Source organism: Gordonia sp. WA4-43 (assembly GCF_020520305.1).
GTDB classification, from domain to species: domain Bacteria; phylum Actinomycetota; class Actinomycetes; order Mycobacteriales; family Mycobacteriaceae; genus Gordonia; species Gordonia hongkongensis.
In genome coordinates, this window is sequence record NZ_CP084736.1 from 5,128,615 (window position 1) to 5,147,019 (window position 18,405).

Sequence of the window (18,405 nt, forward strand, 5' to 3'; positions counted from 1 at the left end):
GGAGGTGAAGTCTCCGACCTCCACGCGTACGTCCCCGCCGCCTGCCCGACGGGCTACCGCGAGTCGACCGACCCGCTCGACTCGCTCCCGGCGCCGGTGACGACGCCGACTTGCTTGCGACGGGCGCGGATTCCGAGTGCGGCGTCGACCACGAGGAAGCCGAGGAGGCTGAGTCCGAGCAACGGCACGAACCAGCCCACCACCGCGGCCACCACCACGATCGCGACCGCGCCGGCCACCGGCACCCGACGCAGTGCACCCCGTGCCGGCGGGCGACCCACCGCGACCGCGCCGCCACGCTTCGGCCGCCGTTGCCACCACATCTGATAGCCGCGGACGATCAGCACCACGAGCGCGATCGCCAGGAGCAGGAGAACCAGCTGGCTCACCCAGCCGAACAGGATGCCCATGTGCAGTGCGATGCCCCAGGTCGTGAGTTTCGCGGCGAGCGGCCAGTCGGCGAACCGCAGTTCGTCGACAACGGCACCGGTCGCGCCGTTCACGGTGACGGTGTCCTGGGCGAACTGCCAGGGCTGCCTGGTCTCGGCGACGGTGAAGGCGGTGTCCGCATCGGTCGGGATCGAGACCTCCACCTGGCCGTCCACACCGGCGGCCCGAGCGGTGCCCAGCACCCGGTCGAGCTGCGCGATCGTCTGGCCGGACGTTTCCGGAACGCGCTGCCCGTGACCCGCGCCGCCGTGATCGCCGTGCCCGCTGTGATCACCCAGCCCGTCCGATCCGGACGTCGATCCGGACAGCGAGGTGTCGACCGTCGGGGTCGTCCAGCTCAGCGCCGTGCGCACATCGGAGACGTGCTCACCGGCGTACTTCGACCAAGTCAGACCGGTGGCCGACAAGAACACCAACCCCACCGCGATCCAGACGCCGATCACGCCGTGCCGGTTGCGGGTGCGGTTGCGTCCGGTCGCCGATCGGTCGAAGGCGACCAGGTCGGCGGCGCGTCGTTTTCGGCGCGCGCGATACGCGGAGATCCACAGCGCGAGGCCGGCCACGGCGATGACCCACAGCCAGGAGGCGGCGAGCTCGCTGTAGATCCGGCCGGGCTCGCCGAGATGGAGGTGACGGTGCAGTTCGCTGATCCAGGTGCGCATCGGCAACGCCGCGCTGCTGCCGTAGGACACCAGCTCTCCGGTCGATTCCAGGGTCACCGGATCGATGAACACGGCCTGGCGCTTCGACGCCCCGAGGGAGGGATCGTCGAACAGGACGCGGGTGGTGTCGCCGGGTTCGGCGGCCGGGCGCACCGCGGACAGGGTGAGGTCCGGCCGGATCCGGGCCGCCGCCTCGACCTGTTCGGAGATCGGACGTGCGTCGCCGGTGCTTTCGGTGGAGAGTTGATCGCGGTAGACGACCTGTTCCAGCGATGGGGAGATCGCGTAGAGCCCGCCGCTGACCGCCGCAACGATCAGGAACGGCGCGATGAAGACGCCGGCGTAGAAGTGCAACCGGCGCAGCAGAGGTTGCCAGCTGTTCGGGGTCACTCGCCGGTCTGGTGCGGCGGCTGGTGGAGTGGGGTTGTCGTCGGATGTTTCGGGACGGGGGTCGGGCGGCCCGGCGGGTTCACCGGGGCGGGACAGGTTCGACAGGGACACGGGTGGGCCTCTCATGCGGAAGACGGCGCGCGGCATTGACCGCGGTCAGGCGGGAGGGCAGACGCGCACCGACCGGCCCGTCGGGTGACGGGTCGGCGGAGTAGGGAATCAGCGCGTGAGGGCCGGGGGTCCGCGGGTGTCGAGAGCGGCGATGGCGCGCAGGCGGGGCCGCGCGTCGTCGTGGGTCGCCCGCGGGGCGCGCGGGATCGCGTCGTCAGCGGGCGGGTCGAGGACGGCCCGGATGAGTGCGACGACCGCGGTCAGGACGCTGAGCAGGGCGGGTTCGACGACGTGGATGGCGGCGGCGGTGAGCAGAGTCGCCACCGCGTGGACGAACATCATGGTCCCGCTCGGCGCGTGTGCAAGCGCACTCACGCCCGCGTGGTGCGCCGACGAGGCATCGAGCGCGGTGAGCGACACGTGTGCGAGCACCTGCCCGGCCGCGAGGAGCCCGATCGTGCCGAGCCACCCGGGACGACGACGGGCCGTCGCGCCGATCGCCCAGCCGAGTACGGTGCACGCCGCGATCATGAACACCAGAGATGAGGTGGCGGGGAGAGAACCCGCCGCGAGCCCGTGCGCGGCCACCGCGGTGCTCGCCGACAGCGCGCCGACGACCCCACCGCGAAGGCGGTGGAGGGCGCGCACGTCCGGGTTCACGGAAGGAGCATAGCGACGGCGGTCATGCCCGAACCGCGTGCGGTCACCGTACGGGCAGGTCAGCCCAACACCAGGAGCCAGGCGGCGACGTAGTGCAGCAGGGCCGCGACTGCGGTGCAGGCGTGGAACACCTCGTGATGACCGAAGGTCTCCGGCCAGGGGTCGGGCCAGCGTGCCGCATAGAGGACGCCACCGACGCTGTAAAAGACACCGCCGAGCGCGAGCAGGATCAGAACGGGCAGACCGGTCTCGCCGACGAGCGCCGGGGCGACGGCCACGATCACCCAGCCCAGCACGATGTAGAGGGTGACGCCGAGCCAGCGGGGTGCGCCGGGCCACGCGATCTTGAGGGTCGCACCGGCGGCTGCGCCGGCCCAGACGATGCCGAGGACCCACCAACTGGTCGGCGAGGGAAGCCCGAGGGCGCAGAACGGCGTGTAGGTGCCGGCGATGAAGAGGAAGATCATCGCGTGGTCGGCACGCTTCATCCGGGTCCGCGCGCGGGCGGTCTTCCACGGAATCCGGTGGTAGCCGGCGCTGATCGCGAAGAGTCCGAGCACGGTGACCGCGTAGACGGCACACGGTACGACGGCGACGGGGTCGCCGACCGTGGCCGCGCCGATCACCAGGGCCAGCCCCGCGACCGCGGCCACATAGGCGGAGTAGTGGTGGATGACCCCGCGCAGTCGTGGGCGGACGTCAGCCGGCGGGTTCAGCAACGTGCTCACCGAACCTACGGTACCGTAACTTCGCGCGTCCACAGCGTCACCGGCAAGGCGTGATGCGACGCGTAAGGTGTCCTGCGTGACACGAGGCCGACACGACGCGGGAACGACGCGACGATGAAGCTCCTGCCGGACCGGCTTCGACGACCCGTTCTCTCCGTCTACGAACGGCGGCTCATCCAGCTCCTCGACACCGAGCGTCTGCCGCGTCACGTGGCGATCATCTGCGACGGCAACCGGCGGTGGGCGCGTGAGGCTGGTTTCGAGGACGTCAGCCACGGACACCGCGTGGGTGCCCAGCGCATCGCGGACATGCTCGGCTGGTGCGCCGGCCTGGGCATCGAAGCCGTCACGATCTACCTGTTGTCGACCGAGAACCTCAACCGGTCGTCGGACGAACTCGACGCACTCCTCGAGATCGTGCCGGACATCGTCGACGAGATCTCCGCGCCCGAGGGCGAGTGGCGGATCCGCATCGTCGGCACCCTCGACGCACTGCCCGAGCTGGTGGCCGGACGTCTGCGGGCGGCCGCCGACCGCACCGCCGAACGGCAGGGGATGAACGTCAACGTCGCCGTCGGATACGGCGGGCGGCAGGAGATCGTGGACGCGGTTCGCGCGCTCCTGGAGGAGAAGGTGACCGCCGGGGCGACTGCGGCCGAGATGGTGGATGCGGTCACCGTGGAGGCGATCGACGCCAATCTCTACACCAAGGGTCAGCCCGACCCGGATCTCGTGATCCGGACTTCCGGAGAGCAGCGGCTGTCGGGATTCCTGTTGTGGCAGAGCGCCTATTCGGAGATCTGGTTCACCGACGCCTATTGGCCGGAGTTCCGTCGGGTGGACTTCCTGCGCGCCTTGCGCGACTACTCCGCGCGGAGCCGGCGGTTCGGCAAGTGACTCCGCCGGTGTCGATCCGCGCCGGGTTCAGCGTGCGGCGGAGTCGGCCAGGAGCCCGGTCAATGCGGTGAGATCGGCGCCGAAGGTCGACGCCGCGGGAGTGCCGAAGCCGACGCCGATCCCGCCGGAGGGCAGCGGGTCGGCGTCGGGATGCCGGAACAGGGACTGTCCGGTCACCGCGATTCCGCGTTCGTAGGCCCGGTGGACGATGGCTCCCTCGTCGGCATGGTCGACGGGGATCAACGCGTGCAGTCCGGCGGCGATGCCGGGGAGTTCGAGTCCGATTCCGGCCAGGGCCGACACCAGCGCATCGCGCCGGGTCCGGTACGCCTGACGACTGCGCCGGATGTGCCGGTCGTAGGCTCCGGAACCGATCAGTTCGGCCAGCGTGAGCTGATCGACGATGCTCGCGTCGGCCTCACGGAAGCCCTTGCCGCGCAACACCGGTTCGACCAGGTGGGCGGGAGTGGCCAGCCAGCCCGCGCGTACCGCCGGCGACAGGCTCTTGCTCAGCGAGCCGGTGTGGACGACGACGTCGGGGCCGAGCGCCTGCAACGCACCGACCGGTTCGCGGTCGTAGCGGAACTCGCCGTCGTAGTCGTCCTCCACGATGACCGCGCCGGTCCGCCGCGCCCAGTCGACGACCTGCATCCGGCGCGCCGGCGAAAGAGCGACACCGGTGGGGAACTGGTGGCTGGGGGTCAGCACGACCGCGGCCGCCCCGGTGCGTTCGAGCTCGTCGATCACCATGCCGTCGGCGTCGATGCGCACCGGTACGACCCGCGCGCCGCCGCGCTCGAGGGCGTGCCGGTGAAAGGGCAGACCGTGGCTCTCGACCGCGACGACACCACCGATCACCGTGCGCGCCAACAACTCCAGTGCCGACAGCACCGACGTCCCGAGAACGATCAGGTCCGGTGCGGTGCGGACACCCCGCGTGCGGGCCAGGTAACCGGTGAGGGCGTTCCGCAGCTCAAGGCGCCCGCGGGGGTGAGCCGGTCCGAAGGCGTCGTCGGGGGTCTCGGTCAGGGCGCGTCGGGTGGCGCGGATCCAGTCGTTGCGCGGGAACATCCCGGCGCAGGGTCGTCCCAGCGAGAAGTCGTGACGCAGGGCCGGCATGGCTGTGGACGCACCGGGATCGTCGATGGCCGGTGGCCGTGCCGCACCGTCGGCGACCCGGGTGGCCGAGCCCTGGCGCGCGGTCAGCCACCCTTCCGCGATCAGTTCGGAGTAGACCGCCGACACGGTGCCGCGAGCGAGACCGAGGTCCGCGGCGAGGGATCGGTACGGCGGCAATGCGGTGCCCGCGGGCAGTCGGTTGTCGAGGATGGCCGAGCGCAGCGCCTCGGTGAGGGCCCGACGCAGGGTGGCACCGCGCCCGCGTGCACCCGCGCCCGGATCGGGCTGCAGGTCGAGGAAAAGGTCCGCGCCCAGCCGCTCGGCCACTTCGGCCCAGGGATCCGCCGTCGAATTGACCCGCTTTTCTGCCATCGGATTGGACCACTTTCTTGAGCTAATTGCGGCATAGCCTAAACCCACAACACAGAGCTGTCCGTCCTTGAGGAGGAACGAGATGAAGATAGTGGTCGTGGGTGCCAGCGGTGCGCTGGGAAGTCGGGTCGCCGACCTGCTCGTCGAGCGGGGCCACGAGGTGGTGCGCGCCAGCCGGGCGACCGGCGTCGACGCCTACACCGGAACGGGTCTGGCGGCGGCGTTCGACGGTGCCGACGCCGTCGTCGACTGCCTCAGTCTCCAGACGCTGAAGGCGAAGGAGGCGATCGACTTCTTCGAGACCACGGCGACCAAGATCGGCCGTGCCGCGACGACGGCGGGTGTCGCGCACGTCGTCGTGGTGTCGATCGTCAACGCCGGCGATCCGGCGGTCAACGCCAAATTCGGTTACTACCAGGGCAAAGCGGCACAGGAGGCCGCCTACGGCGAGGTCGTCGACCCCGCGGCACTCACCATCCTGGCGTCGGTGCAGTGGTTCGAGCTCGCCGAGCAGATGATGTCGTCGATGGGGTTCGGTCCGATCGCCGCGGTGCCCAGGATGCGGTGCGCCCCGGCCGCGGTCGCCGACGTGGCCGTGGCGGTCGCCGACGTGGTGACCGCGGGTCCGACCGGAAAGCGGACGATCGAGGTGAGCGGACCGGTGGAGATGGACCTGGTCGATGTGGCGAAAGCGGTTGCTGCGCAGACCGGCTCACCACGATGGATATTCGGCGTCCGGTTCGGGGGGCCGGCGATACGGGAGGGCGGACTCGTGCCAGTCGATCCCGACGTCGTCACGTCGACGACGCTCGACGGGTGGCTGGCCGGTCGCGAGAATGCGAGCGCGGGGGAACGGCGATGAGCACCGCCGCCCGGCCTGCGACGAGAATGTGGATACCGCAGGACAATCCGTCCGTGTACAAGGCCCTCGTGGCGCTGCAGCGGGCATCGTCGGCCGGGGTTGACCCAGAACTCGCCGAACTGATCGTCATCCGGGCCTCGCAACTCAACGGGTGCGCCTACTGCCTGCACATGCACACCTCCGATGCCCTCGCCAAGGACATCGACCCGCACAAACTGATGCTGATCGCCGCGTGGCGGGAGGCCGGATCGGCGTTCACCCCGGCCGAACGGGCGGCGCTGGCTCTCACCGAGAGCGTCACGCTGATCGGCGAGAACGGTGTCCCCGACGACGTGTTCGATTCCGCACGAGCCCATTTCGACGCCGCCGCGATGGGTCAGCTGGTCGCGTCGATCGTGATGATCAACGCGTGGAACCGCATCGCGCTGGCCGGCGGGTACCCGGCCGGACTCGACGAACGCCGGGCCGCATCGTCGGTCAGAGCTTCCGCAGGCGCACCCGATTGATGGAGTGGTCGTAGTCCTTGCGCAGCACCAGTGACGCCCGCGGCCGGGTGGGCAGGATGTTCTCGATCAGATTCGGACGGTTGATCGAGGTCCACAGATCCCGGGCCGCGGCGGTCGCCTGATCGTCGGTCAGCGACGCGTACGCGTGGAAGTGCGAGTCCGGGTTGGCGAACGAGGTGGTCCGCATCTGCAGGAAGCGCGAGATGTACCAGGATTCGATGTCGTCGATCTTGGCGTCGACGTAGATGGAGAAGTCGAACAGGTCCGAGACCATCAGCGTCGCTCCGGTCTGGAGCACGTTGAGGCCCTCGAGGATCAGGATGTCGGGCTGGCGCACATAGTGATAGACGTCGGGCACGATGTCGTAGGCGAGGTGCGAGTAGACCGGCGCGGCGACCTCGCGCGCACCCGACTTCACCTCGGTGACGAAGCGCAGAAGGGCCCGGCGATCGTAGGACTCGGGAAATCCCTTGCGGTGCAGAATGCCCCGACGCTGCATCTCCGCGAGGCGCAGCAGAAAACCGTCGGTGGTGATCAGGTCCACCTTCGGGTGGGACTCCCAGCGGGCGAGCAGGGCGGCGAGCACGCGGGCCGTCGTCGACTTCCCGACCGCCACACTGCCCGCGATCCCGATGACGAAGGGCACCTGCCGATTGGTCTGCCGCTCACCGAGGAAGGTCGAGGTCGCGGCGAACAACCGTTGCCGCGCAGCGACTTGCAGGTGGATCAGACGAGAGAGCGGCAGATACACGTCGGCGACCTCGTCGAGGTCGATCTGCTCACCGAGGCCGACGAGCTCGGCCAGTTCGTCCTCGTTGAGGACCAGGGGCATCGACTCGCGGAGTTCGCGCCACTGCCTCCGGTCGAGTTCCAGGTACAGACTGGGATCCCGATCGGTGGCGTTGCGGGCCATCAGGGCAGCTCCGCCGATGTCGGTTCCGCCGCTCCCTGAGTGATCATGCGTACAGCTTAGGGCGACGTGTGACAGCGTCGATCGGTAGCCTGCCGGTATGCCGTCCCCGACCGTCGCCGACACCGACCACGCCTCGGACCCGCTGGTGGCCGAGTACCTCCGTCTCGGCCTCGCCTTCGATCGCCTCGAACGGGGCTTCGTCGACGCCTACACCGGCGATCCCGCGCTGAAGGCGGAGGTCGAGAACGCGCCCGCACCCGATCCCGCCCGGCTCGCCGACCGCGCGCGCGGGCTGCTCGCCGACCTGCCCGGCGCGCTCGACGCGGCGCGCGCCGAGTTCATCGGCGCCCACCTGCGCGCGCTGGAGTGCTCGGCGCGCAAGTTCGCCGGCGACGACGTCGGATTCATCGACGAGGTCCGCGCCTACTTCGACGTCGACATCGCGATGGCCGATCCGGACCGGTATCGGCAGGCGCACGCCGACCTGGCGGAGGCCCTCGGCGTCCCGGGCGCCACCGGCGACGAGCTCCGGGACATCTACGCCGCGCACCGGCGTGCCGACGAGATCCCACCCGAGCGGGTCGACGAGTGCGTCCGCGCGTTCAGCAGCGCGCTCCGCGAACGAGTACGGTCCGCATATCCGTTGCCGGACAACGAGATCGTCGAGTTCGAAGTCGTCACCGACAAGCCGTGGTCGGGATTCAACTACTACCTCGGCAACTATCGCTCACGCGTCGCCATCAACGCCGATCTCACGCAGTACATGTCCTCCCTGCCGGCCCTCATCGCGCACGAGGCCTACCCCGGTCACCACACCGAGCACTGCCGTAAAGAGCAGTTGCTCGTCGGCGCGGGGCACGACGAGCAGTCGATCTTCCTGGTCAACACCCCACAGTGCCTGATGGCCGAGGGCCTCGCCGACCACGCGCTGGCCGCGATCGTCGGTCCCGAGTGGGGAACGTGGGCACAGGAGATCTACGCCGACCTCGGACTCCGCTTCGACGCCGGGCGGGCGATGGGCGTCGGACGCGCCACCGCCGGGCTCCTCGGCGTTCGTCAGGACGCCGCGCTGCTGCTGCACGACCGCCACGCCGACGCCGACACCGTCGCCGAACATCTCCGGCGCTGGCTTCTCGCGCCCGAGGAACGGGCCCGACAGATGCTGCGATTCCTCACCTCGCCGCTCTGGCGCGCCTACATCAGCACCTACGTCGAGGGATACCGATTGCTCGAGGCGTGGCTCGAGCAGGCCGACGACCGCGCGGCCGCCTTCGGTCGCCTGCTCGACGAACCACTCATCCCGGCGAGTCTGCGGCGCGAACTGCTGTAGACACTCGGCCCGCTCGCTTCGCTCCCGGCGCCTGGTACCTAGAATCGGGGCATGACCGCGAACCCGTCATCCCTGAACTCGATGTCCCTGGCAGAGCTCGACCCCGACGTCGCAGCCGCCATGAACGGTGAACTCAGCCGCCAGCGGGACACCCTCGAGATGATCGCCTCGGAGAACTTCGTGCCGCGTGCGGTGCTGCAGGCCCAGGGCAGCGTGCTGACCAACAAGTACGCCGAGGGGTACCCGGGACGTCGCTACTACGGCGGGTGCGAGTACGTCGACGTCGTCGAGGACATCGCCCGCAACCGGGCGAAGGAGCTGTTCGGCGCCGACTTCGCCAACGTGCAACCGCATTCGGGTGCCCAGGCCAACGCCGCGGTGCTGCAGGCCCTGATGGAGCCGGGGGAGACCATGCTCGGTCTCGACCTCGCGCACGGCGGTCACCTCACCCACGGCATGCGCCTGAACTTCTCCGGCAAGCTCTACGAGAACGCCTTCTACGGCGTGAGCAAAGAGGACTTCCGCATCGACATGGACGAGGTGCGCAAGATCGCCCTCGACGTCAAACCGAAGGTCATCGTCGCCGGGTGGTCGGCCTACCCGCGCACGCTCGACTTCGAGGCGTTCCGCTCCGTCGCCGACGAGGTCGGCGCACACCTCTGGGTCGACATGGCCCACTTCGCCGGTCTCGTCGCCGCCGGCCTGCATCCGTCGCCGGTCCCGCATGCCGACGTCGTGTCCTCGACCGTGCACAAGACCCTCGGCGGCCCGCGTTCGGGGATCATCCTGGCCAAGCAGGAGTGGGCCAAGAAGCTGAACTCGGCGGTGTTCCCCGGTCAGCAGGGCGGGCCGCTCATGCACGCGATCGCCGGTAAGGCGGTGGCCCTGAAGATCGCCGCCACCGACGAATTCGCCGAGCGCCAGCGGCGCACCCTGTCCGGGGCGCGGCTCCTCGCCGAACGCCTCAACGGCTCGGATGTGGCCGGGGCCGGCGTCTCGGTCCTGACCGGCGGTACCGACGTCCACCTCGTGCTCGTCGATCTGCGGAACAGCGCCCTCGACGGCCAGCAGGCCGAGGACCTGCTGCATCAGGTCGGCATCACCGTCAACCGCAATGCGGTGCCGTTCGATCCGCGACCGCCGATGGTCACCTCGGGTCTACGTATCGGCACCCCGGCACTGGCCACCCGCGGCTTCGGCGACGAACAGTTCACCGAGGTCGCCGACATCATCGCCACCGCGCTCGCGGCCGGCGATGCCGCCGACGTCTCGGCCCTGCGCGGGCGCGTGTCCAAGCTCGCCCTCGACTTCCCGCTCTACGACGGTCTCGAGGAGTGGGGCCTGATGAGCCGGATCTGACCTGGATTGCCTGTCCCGGCGGCGCGTCCGTATCCTTTCAGCGATGAACGCCCTCACTGAAGACGACCTGATCATCGCGCTCGAGAAGGCTCTTCCCGAGATCGCCGAAGACCACCAGTCGGCCGCGGCTCCGTGGAATCCGCACGACTGGGTGCCGTGGGACGACGGACGCAACTTCGGGTTCCTCGGCGGAGCGGATTTCGATCCGTCGGAGGCCTTCCTGTCCGATGAGGCACGTGCGGGACTGCTCGCCCTCCTGCTGACCAAGGACAACCTGCCGTCGTACCACCGGGTGCTGGCCAAGCACTTCCCGGCCTTCTCCGACTGGCGACAGCTCGTGGGCGTGTGGACCGCCGAGGACAACCGCCACGCGATCGTCCTGCGCGACTACCTCGTCGTCCGGCGCGCGATCGATCCGGTGGACGCCGAGGAGCGCCGTCGCATCCACGTCACGCAGGGGTATCGGCAGACGCCGGAGCAGGTCGAGCCACTCGGCCCGCTCGACGTGCTCGCGCTGATGGCGGTACACGAGAACCAGTGCGTCCACTTCATCAAGCGCCTGTCCGCGGTCGCCGGCGACGAGGCACTCGTGGAGATCCTGACGAAGATCTCCAACGACGACCAGGGCCAGGCCACCACCTTCGGCGCGTTCCTCAACGCCGGCATTGTCGCCGACCAGGACGCCACCGTCCTCGCCATCGACCGGGCGCTGGCCCTCGACGAGCCGATCGGCCACGACATCGCCGACTTCGACGCCGAGCGCGCACTCATCGCCGACTACGAGAACGCCGAGGTGAAGGCGGCCATCGCGGCGGCCCTGGCCGACGCGGTCAAGCTCGACACCGTCTCCGGTCTCGGTGAGGAGGCGGAGGCCGCGCGCACCCGCATCCTCGCCCGCACCGGCCGCTGACGACTCGCGCCCAGTACGAACACGGCGCCACCGGGACGACGAAAGTCCTGGTGGCGCCGTGTTGCGTCTCCGGTGGAAACGATACGGCGGTTTACCCACAATTCACGCCGACACACCGGATTCCGGCGCGCCGCCAACGATTTTCGCGCGTACGTTGGCGAGTGACGGACCGCGGGGAAGCGGTTCGTTCGGGAGGTTCAATTCGTGGTTTGTGCGAGCAACGCGAGGGGACCGGCCCCGGTCCTCGTCCACCTCGGCTGACGCCGGGACAACGGACAACTGGACCGGCCGGTCGACCAACACTGGTTTGTGCGGGAGCCGCACGAACGTAGGAGCCCCACGTGACCACACGCACCTACGTCCTCGATACCTCCGTGCTGCTGTCCGATCCCTGGGCGGTCATGCGTTTCGCCGAACACCACGTCGTGCTGCCACTGGTGGTCATCAGCGAACTCGAGGGCAAACGTCACCACCACGAACTCGGCTGGTTCGCGCGTGAGGCGCTGCGCATGCTCGACGACATGCGACTCGAACACGGCCGGCTCGACCTGCCGCTCGAGATCGGCGACGAGGGCGGCACCCTCCAGGTGGAGCTCAACCACACCGACCCCGCCGTGCTGCCCGCCGGCTTCCGCACCGACTCGAACGACTCCCGGATCCTCGCCTGTGCACTGAACCTGCGCGCCGAGGGCAAGGACGTGACCCTGGTTTCGAAGGACACACCGCTGCGGGTGAAGGCCGGTGCGGTGGGCCTGGCCGCCGACGAGTACCACGCGCAGGATGTCGTGGTCTCGGGGTGGTCGGGCATGACCGAACTCGATGTCGCCACCGCCACGGTCGACACGTTGTTCGCCGAGGGCGTCGTCGACCTCGACGAGGCACGCGAACTGCCGTGTCACACCGGTGTTCGACTGCTCAGCGCCACGTCGAGTGCCCTGGGCCGGGTGAACGCGGACAAGCGGGTGCAACTGGTCCGCGGCGACCGCGAGGCCTTCGGACTGCACGGACGGTCGGCCGAGCAGCGGGTCGCCCTCGACCTGCTCCTCGACGAGAGCGTGGGAATCGTCTCGCTCGGCGGCAAGGCCGGTACCGGAAAATCGGCGCTCGCGCTTTGTGCGGGACTGGAAGCGGTCCTGGAACGGCGTACCCAGCGGAAGGTCGTCGTGTTCCGGCCGCTGTACGCAGTCGGCGGACAACAGCTCGGCTATCTGCCCGGTAGTGAGTCCGACAAGATGGGTCCGTGGGCGCAGGCGGTCTTCGACACGCTGGAGGGGCTCGCGTCGCCGGAGGTCATCGACGAGGTCTTGAGCCGCGGCATGCTGGAGGTGCTGCCGCTGACGCACATCCGCGGGCGGTCGCTGCACGATTCGTTCGTCATCGTCGACGAGGCGCAGTCGCTGGAGCGCAACGTGTTGCTCACCGTTCTGTCCCGCCTGGGATCGGGATCTCGCGTGGTGCTGACCCACGATGTCGCGCAACGTGACAATCTCCGCGTGGGCCGCCACGACGGCGTCGCCGCGGTCATCGAGAAGCTGAAGGGACACCCGCTCTTCGCGCACATCACGCTCACCCGCAGCGAGCGGTCGCCGATCGCCGCACTCGTGACCGAGATGCTCGAGGAGTTCGCGCCGTAGGGTCGGCGCCGACCTCTGGGTTCCAATTGCTCGGTGGCCGTAAGGATTTCGCCGCCGGAAACTCGAAGGCCGCGTCGACACCGGAAGGGAGTCGACGCGGCCCTCGTGTGTCAGATCAGGCGGTCGGCGGTTCGATCGGGGTGAAGTCGCGGAGCGAATTCAAGAGGTCGACGATGGCGGTGAGCAGTTCGACGTTCTCCAAGGATGTCATTGTTCTCCCTTAATCGAATGGCTATCCGTTTCGACGGCCGCCTTTATTCGACGCCGTCGTTCGCAACAGTAATGATCTGATAACAAACGCGCAAACAAAGTCCAAGAGAATTCGACCCATTTCTCAGATTGATTCGTCGAATGCGTTTTTGTACTGCATTTCGAATCATGGCAATTCGGTGTTTTCGTATCGAGAAATCGACCTCGACCGCGTGAATACGGCTTCTGTCCATACGCCGACCGGCTCGTCGCCGACACCTGATCCGAACCGCACCGTGACCAGGACGTGACTCATGGTCTCTTGCGCACTGTCAGACTGGCATGGTGCAGAAGTTACTGATGAGGCGAATGAGACTGTTGGGACTGTTGGTGATCGCGGTGCTCGCCGCGATTGTCGGCGGCGCCGGGCAGTCGGTCGCCGCCCCGGAGACAACTACACCCGAGACATCCACGCCGGGGACGTCCACCACACCTAGTCCGGGAACGACGCCCGGGTCGGGCATGCCGCTGCTCGACGGCATTCTCGACCAGCTCGCCGGTGGGACCGGGTCGGACGACGGCACCGGCGGTGCCGGTGCACCCGGGGCGGGTGGGCCGACGAGCCAGATGATCGTGGTGACCGCGCCGAAGGCGTCCGACACCACCGCCACCCTGACGGCCTTCGACCGGGGCGCCGACGGCAGTTGGAAACCCGTCATCGGCCCGACGAAGGCCTACCTCGGTTCGCTGGGCATGGGCGAGCCGAAGGACGACGTCCACCGGACCCCGCAGGGCACCTTCCCGCTCGACCAGGCCTTCGGCCGTGCGGAGAATCCCGGGACCAAGATGCCGTATCGCAAGGTCGACCAGCAGGACTGGTGGGACTCGAACATGAAGTCGCCGACCTACAACACGCACGTGCGTCAGCCGCAGAGCCCCGGTGGGGACAGTGAGAACCTCTACAACTCCGGCCCGGTCTACGACTACGCGGTCAACATCGCGCACAACCCGCAACGCACCCCGGGTCGGGCGTCGGCAATGTTCCTCCACGTGACGAACGGTGAACCGACGATGGGCTGCGTCGCGATCGAACGCGAGCTGATGAAACAGATCCTCGTGTGGCTCGATCCGGCCAAGAGCCCGAAGATCACCATCGGTGTCAACCAGGGTGCACCCGCGGGCGACGCGCCCGGAGCAACCCCTCAAACCGCTCCGGGCACGACGCCGGGGACGACGCCTCCCACCACCTCGGGTGTTCCGGGTGCCGACGTCCTGACCGGTCTGCTCTCGCAGCTCGTCGGCGTGGTTCCGGCCCTCTTCGGGCTCGGCGGTCAGGCGGGCTGATCGGTCCGGCCGGGCCGGGCGCGAACGTCGGACAAACTCATCCGGGCACATCGGCAGCCGGGGCACCACGTGGCCTCGGTGCTGATGTGCCACCCGTTGACCCGGGCGAGATCGTCCAGATCGGACTGGCGGAGCGGCGTACGGATCGCGAACGCGCGTCCGCAACTACCGCAGTGCCGGTCGGAGGGGGAAGTTCCGGTTTCCACGAATGCGGAAACAACTGTTATCTCGATGGACCTTCTCTGTCACTTGTTGGGGCGTCGGGCCGCACTCGTCCGAGAGCCCTCCCTGTCGGACGAGCGACCATTTCAGTGTCGGCTTATGTGACGTAGATCTCAAGAGTCGAATGACACATCGTTCGATCGACCCTCCGCGTGGCGCTTCAGCGTCGTCGGTCGCGGTTCGCGGTCTTCGCCGCGTACACCGCCGCTTGGGTCCGACGCTCCATGCCGAGCCTGCCGAGCAGTCGCGAGACGTAGTTCTTGACGGTCTTCTCGGCGAGATGCATCCGCGCGGCGATCTGCCGGTTGGTCAGGCCCTCGCCGAGAAGGGCCAGCAGCGTCCGATCCTGCTCGCTGAGTCCGTCGTCCGCCGGTTCCGCGGCGTCCTGCCGGGCGCGTAGCCGATCCATCAACGCCGCCGCGGCGCGGTTGTCGAGCAGAGACCGGCCGGCGCCCACCTCGGCGATCGCACGCGCCAGTTCCATCCCGGTGATGTCCTTGATGACGTATCCGCTGGCCCCGGCCAGGATGGCGTCCATCATCGCCTCGTCGTCGGTCAGTGAGGTCAGCATGAGGCAACGCAGGCCGTCCACCCTGCTGAGGAGCTCACGGCACAATTCGATGCCGTTGCCGTCCGGAAGCCGGACGTCGAGCACGGCGACATCCGGAGACACCGCGGGAATGCGCGCGAGCGCCTGCGCGACGCTGGCGGCCTCGCCGACGACCTCCACGTCGGAAACGGAGTCGAGCAACTCGACGAGTCCCCGTCGGACGATTTCGTGGTCGTCCACCAGGAAAACCCTGATCATGCCGTCTCCCTCCGGATCGGACACCTGAATCGGATTGTAGGACGGGCCGGACGAATTCGACGAATGTGTGCAGGTCTACCAAATGTCATCGCTCGTGTCCCAACCCGAGCGAAACCGCGTTCGAACTCGAAGTGCAGCACCCGGAAATGAACCTGACTATGATCCGGTACATGGTTTCCGAATTCTCGGAACTGGATCCGAGATCGCTCGAATTGCAGAAAGCGCTGTCGCAGATGCGTTTGCGCGAACTGCTCGACGAGGTCTCCGACCGGATCAGCCAGATCGCCGACGTACGCGATCAGACCGACGGACTCCTGCAGGCGATGCTGGTCGTCAGTTCCGGACTCGATCTGGAAACCACCCTCGAATCGATCGTGGCGTCGGCGATCCGTCTCGTCGACGCCGAGTACGGGGCGCTGGGCGTGCTCGGGAGCGGGCATCATCTGTCCGCGTTCCTCTCCCAGGGCATCGATGCCGAGACCCGGGTACTCATCGGCGACCTGCCCACCGGCGGTGGCGTCCTCGGTCAGCTCATCGACCAGCCCGAGCTCCTGCGGTTGTCCGACCTGTCCGAGCACCCCGAATCGGTGGGTTTCCCCGCCAACCACCCGCCGATGACGAGTTTCCTGGGCACGCCGATCCGGGTCCGCGACGAGATCTTCGGCAATCTCTATCTGACCGAGAAGAGGAACGGCGGCGTCTTCACCGAGGACGACGAGGTGGTCATCCAGGCACTGGCCTCGGCTGCCGGGATCGCGATCGACAACGCCCGGCTCTACGCGCAGGCGCAGAACCAGCTGGCCTGGATCGAGGCCAACCGCGACGTGATGACCGAGTTGCTGACCGGCGCCGATCATCAAGACGTCCTCGAGCAGATCGCGCGGAAGGTGCTGACCCTGGCCGATGCCGACCTGGTCTTCATCGCCGAGCCCCACGACACCGAAGAGCCTGTGGAGCTGATCGACGAACTGGTGATCACGGTCGCCGAGGGAGAGGACGGACACGTCTTCCGCGGCCAGAGCATCCCCATCACCGGGTCGACCTCGGGGACGGCATTCGTCCAACGACGGCCCGTGCTCCGGAATCACCTGGAGTACGACGTCGGCGATTCGACGCGCTACGGGCCGGTCATGGCCGCGCCGCTGCGGACCATCGATTCCACACGAGGCGTGTTGATCGCCATGCGGGCTGACGGGCGGGAGCCGTTCGCCCGGGATCTCCTCGGGCTGTGCGCCGACTTCGCCGACCAGGCCGCACTCGCGATGCAACTGGCCACCGCGACGTTGCAGGCCCATCACATGCGCGTGCTCGAAGACCGTGAGCGCATCGCGCGCGACCTCCACGATCACGTGATCCAGCGGATCTTCGCCGAGGGGCTCAGCCTGCAGGCGACGCTGCAGCGCACCCACTCACCCGATATCCGCTCGCGACTCACCCGGTCGATCAACAACCTCCAGGACATCGTCCAGGAGGTGCGCTCGACCATCTTCGACCTGCAGACCGAGGACATGACGGTCACGCGGTTGCGGCAGCGCGTGCAGGAGGTCATCGACCAGCAGATCGACGATCTGCCGATCCAGATGCACGTGCGGACCTCGGGTCCGCTGTCCGTGGTCGATCGCCCCTTGGCCGAGAACGTCGTCGCGGTGATACGCGAGGCGGTCAGCAACGTCGTGAAGCACGCCCGGGCCACGACGGTGACGGTGTCGATCACGGTCGCCGACGAGCTGGTCGTCGAGGTCATCGACAACGGCATCGGGCTGCCGGCGGACGTGACTCCGAGCGGTCTGGCCAACCTCGCGCTCCGGGCCGAGAAGGCCGGCGGGGCGTTCACGACGACCCCGCCGCCGGGCGGCGGTCTCGCGCTGCGGTGGTCGGCGCAGCTCTAGTGGAGACACCCCACTAGGGGGCATCCGCCTCGGCCGGTAGTCGCCATGCCGACATGCGCTCGGTCAGCCAGGCGACCGTTTGGAGTCCGGTGAGCACTCCGAAGAGCACGAGCAGCCACACGGACAATCCGATGACCGCGCAGACGGCGAATGCGGCGAGGAAAGCGACGAGAACGGCCGTGAGAGTGATGACGGTCCCCCTGGGAGAGCTTGCACCGAACGGTGTGCGGAGAGATTGACCCTCACACCATCCACCGGCGTCGCGCCCGCCGGGAGGGGCCGAAGGTCACCGATCCGAGGGGCCAAGGAAACGTCGGGTCGTCGCCGCTGCCGCTGCTGATGCGCGGCGGGTCGTGCCGACTCAGGCGGGCCGACCCCGTTTGAGCTCGAAGCCGGTCACATGACGGGCATCGCCGTCCCGCGGCGCGGTCGCCATCTCGATCTGCGCCCGCGCCTGGTCGAGGACCGGGGTGTCCGGATCGAGGACGGAGAGGTAGCGGTCGTGGGCGGCCAGTGCGCGAACGGCCGTGTCGAGTTGTTCCTCGACCTCGACGCCGTGGGTCGCCGCCGGACCGTTCTCGAACAACCACGACGGCGGGGCTTCCAGGGCGTCGTAGGCCTCGAGGACCGCCGCGGCGAACTCCATGTGGTCGCGTTGATTGGGCATGCCCGGCGCCCACTCGGGTCCACCGAAGAGCGAGACGATCACCTGCGGCCGCACCCGTTCGACGGTCTCGGTGATCTTGTCCCGCAACTCCGGCACGTTGCGGATGTCACTGTCGGGGAACCCCCAGAACTCCACCTCGTCCACGCCGACGATCGACGCGGACGCGCGCTGCTCCGCTTCCCGCAGGGGGCCGCACTCGGCGGGCGGCAGACCCTCGATGCCCCGCTCGCCGCTGGAGGCCAGCGCGTAGACGACGCGGCGGCCCTCGCCGGTCCAACGGGCGACGGCCGCCGCCATCCCGTACTCGGGGTCGTCGGGGTGGGCGACGAGCACGAGCGCGGTCTGCCAGTCGGTGGGGAAGGGGAGCAGCTGCGCCGTCACGG

General features: G+C 68.6%; 16 protein-coding genes. 9 read left to right on the forward strand and 7 right to left on the reverse strand.

The genetic code is table 11. The features are described 5' to 3' along the window. Nucleotides 1-53 precede the first annotated feature (53 nt). From LEL84_RS23310 to trhA, 3 genes are all read right to left on the reverse strand, one after another. Nucleotides 54-1,628: a PepSY-associated TM helix domain-containing protein gene (locus LEL84_RS23310; protein ID WP_083229305.1), complete on the reverse strand. Its 1,575-nt coding sequence runs from the start codon at nt 1,626-1,628 to the stop codon at nt 54-56. 93 nt (nt 1,629-1,721) lie between these two features. Continuing rightward, a complete protein-coding gene (locus LEL84_RS23315) occupies nt 1,722-2,273 on the reverse strand; it encodes a hypothetical protein (RefSeq protein WP_223258833.1) in 552 nt (183 codons plus the stop codon). A gap of 59 nt (nt 2,274-2,332) precedes the next feature. Continuing rightward, nucleotides 2,333-3,001: a PAQR family membrane homeostasis protein TrhA gene (gene trhA, locus LEL84_RS23320; protein WP_068970146.1), complete on the reverse strand. Its 669-nt coding sequence runs from the start codon at nt 2,999-3,001 to the stop codon at nt 2,333-2,335. A 114-nt stretch (nt 3,002-3,115) separates the two neighbouring features. Here trhA and LEL84_RS23325 point away from each other — a divergent pair, with 114 nt between their 5' ends. Next, nucleotides 3,116-3,898, forward strand: a complete 783-nt coding sequence (locus tag LEL84_RS23325; RefSeq protein ID WP_068970147.1) for an isoprenyl transferase — start codon at nt 3,116-3,118, stop codon at nt 3,896-3,898. A 27-nt stretch (nt 3,899-3,925) separates the two neighbouring features. Here the strand turns inward: LEL84_RS23325 and LEL84_RS23330 are convergent, their stop codons facing one another. Continuing rightward, the gene (locus tag LEL84_RS23330; RefSeq protein WP_068970148.1) at nt 3,926-5,389 is read right to left on the reverse strand and encodes a PLP-dependent aminotransferase family protein; all 1,464 of its coding nucleotides are present in this window, start codon (nt 5,387-5,389) and stop codon (nt 3,926-3,928) included. 82 nt (nt 5,390-5,471) lie between these two features. Between LEL84_RS23330 and LEL84_RS23335 the strand changes: the two genes are divergently transcribed. After that, a complete protein-coding gene (locus LEL84_RS23335) occupies nt 5,472-6,251 on the forward strand; it encodes an SDR family oxidoreductase (RefSeq protein WP_068970149.1) in 780 nt (259 codons plus the stop codon). Next, nucleotides 6,248-6,757: a carboxymuconolactone decarboxylase family protein gene (locus LEL84_RS23340; RefSeq protein ID WP_068970150.1), complete on the forward strand. Its 510-nt coding sequence runs from the start codon at nt 6,248-6,250 to the stop codon at nt 6,755-6,757. The genes LEL84_RS23335 and LEL84_RS23340 overlap by 4 nt, the downstream gene beginning before the upstream one ends. Here LEL84_RS23340 and coaA read toward each other — a convergent pair. Then, the gene (coaA, locus tag LEL84_RS23345; RefSeq protein ID WP_226512889.1) at nt 6,729-7,670 is read right to left on the reverse strand and encodes a type I pantothenate kinase; all 942 of its coding nucleotides are present in this window, start codon (nt 7,668-7,670) and stop codon (nt 6,729-6,731) included. The two genes, LEL84_RS23340 and coaA, sit on opposite strands and share 29 nt — an antisense overlap. Nucleotides 7,671-7,767: 97 nt before the next feature. Between coaA and LEL84_RS23350 the strand changes: the two genes are divergently transcribed. From LEL84_RS23350 to LEL84_RS23370, 5 genes are all read left to right on the forward strand, one after another. Then, entirely contained in the window at nt 7,768-9,000 is a 1,233-nt protein-coding gene (locus tag LEL84_RS23350) for a DUF885 domain-containing protein (RefSeq protein ID WP_068970151.1), read from the forward strand. 51 nt (nt 9,001-9,051) lie between these two features. Beyond that, on the forward strand, nt 9,052-10,359 hold the full coding sequence (gene glyA / locus LEL84_RS23355) for a serine hydroxymethyltransferase (protein ID WP_068970153.1): 1,308 nt from the start codon (nt 9,052-9,054) through the stop codon (nt 10,357-10,359). A 43-nt stretch (nt 10,360-10,402) separates the two neighbouring features. Next, the gene (locus tag LEL84_RS23360; protein WP_068970154.1) at nt 10,403-11,269 is read left to right on the forward strand and encodes an acyl-ACP desaturase; all 867 of its coding nucleotides are present in this window, start codon (nt 10,403-10,405) and stop codon (nt 11,267-11,269) included. Between the two features lie 341 nt (nt 11,270-11,610). Then, nucleotides 11,611-12,903 (forward strand): PhoH family protein, encoded by a 1,293-nt coding sequence (locus LEL84_RS23365; RefSeq protein ID WP_058250725.1) that lies wholly within the window; start codon nt 11,611-11,613, stop codon nt 12,901-12,903. Nucleotides 12,904-13,461: 558 nt separating this feature from the next. Further along, the gene (locus LEL84_RS23370) at nt 13,462-14,436 is read left to right on the forward strand and encodes a L,D-transpeptidase family protein (RefSeq protein ID WP_068970155.1); all 975 of its coding nucleotides are present in this window, start codon (nt 13,462-13,464) and stop codon (nt 14,434-14,436) included. Between the two features lie 382 nt (nt 14,437-14,818). On the opposite strand, the gene LEL84_RS23375 is transcribed toward LEL84_RS23370, so the two are convergent. Then, nucleotides 14,819-15,466, reverse strand: a complete 648-nt coding sequence (locus LEL84_RS23375; protein ID WP_068970176.1) for a response regulator — start codon at nt 15,464-15,466, stop codon at nt 14,819-14,821. 170 nt (nt 15,467-15,636) lie between these two features. Between LEL84_RS23375 and LEL84_RS23380 the strand changes: the two genes are divergently transcribed. After that, nucleotides 15,637-17,355 carry a GAF domain-containing sensor histidine kinase gene (locus LEL84_RS23380; RefSeq protein WP_226512890.1) on the forward strand — a complete coding sequence of 573 codons (1,719 nt, stop codon included), beginning with the start codon at nt 15,637-15,639 and terminating at the stop codon, nt 17,353-17,355. 361 nt (nt 17,356-17,716) lie between these two features. Here LEL84_RS23380 and LEL84_RS23385 read toward each other — a convergent pair whose 3' ends face one another. Beyond that, nucleotides 17,717-18,403, reverse strand: a complete 687-nt coding sequence (locus LEL84_RS23385; protein WP_068970156.1) for a PIG-L deacetylase family protein — start codon at nt 18,401-18,403, stop codon at nt 17,717-17,719. Nucleotides 18,404-18,405: the final 2 nt, after the last annotated feature.

Coding starts and splice junctions, on each gene's coding strand:
- LEL84_RS23310 (WP_083229305.1), bottom strand. CDS start 1,628: ATGAGAGGCCCACCCGTGTCCCTGTCGAACCTGTCCCGCCCCGGTGAA.
- LEL84_RS23325 (WP_068970147.1), top strand. CDS start 3,116: ATGAAGCTCCTGCCGGACCGGCTTCGACGACCCGTTCTCTCCGTCTAC.
- LEL84_RS23330 (WP_068970148.1), bottom strand. CDS start 5,389: ATGGCAGAAAAGCGGGTCAATTCGACGGCGGATCCCTGGGCCGAAGTG.
- LEL84_RS23335 (WP_068970149.1), top strand. CDS start 5,472: ATGAAGATAGTGGTCGTGGGTGCCAGCGGTGCGCTGGGAAGTCGGGTC.
- LEL84_RS23340 (WP_068970150.1), top strand. CDS start 6,248: ATGAGCACCGCCGCCCGGCCTGCGACGAGAATGTGGATACCGCAGGAC.
- coaA (WP_226512889.1), bottom strand. CDS start 7,670: ATGGCCCGCAACGCCACCGATCGGGATCCCAGTCTGTACCTGGAACTC.
- LEL84_RS23350 (WP_068970151.1), top strand. CDS start 7,768: ATGCCGTCCCCGACCGTCGCCGACACCGACCACGCCTCGGACCCGCTG.
- glyA (WP_068970153.1), top strand. CDS start 9,052: ATGACCGCGAACCCGTCATCCCTGAACTCGATGTCCCTGGCAGAGCTC.
- LEL84_RS23360 (WP_068970154.1), top strand. CDS start 10,403: ATGAACGCCCTCACTGAAGACGACCTGATCATCGCGCTCGAGAAGGCT.
- LEL84_RS23370 (WP_068970155.1), top strand. CDS start 13,462: ATGAGACTGTTGGGACTGTTGGTGATCGCGGTGCTCGCCGCGATTGTC.
- LEL84_RS23375 (WP_068970176.1), bottom strand. CDS start 15,466: ATGATCAGGGTTTTCCTGGTGGACGACCACGAAATCGTCCGACGGGGA.
- LEL84_RS23380 (WP_226512890.1), top strand. CDS start 15,637: ATGGTTTCCGAATTCTCGGAACTGGATCCGAGATCGCTCGAATTGCAG.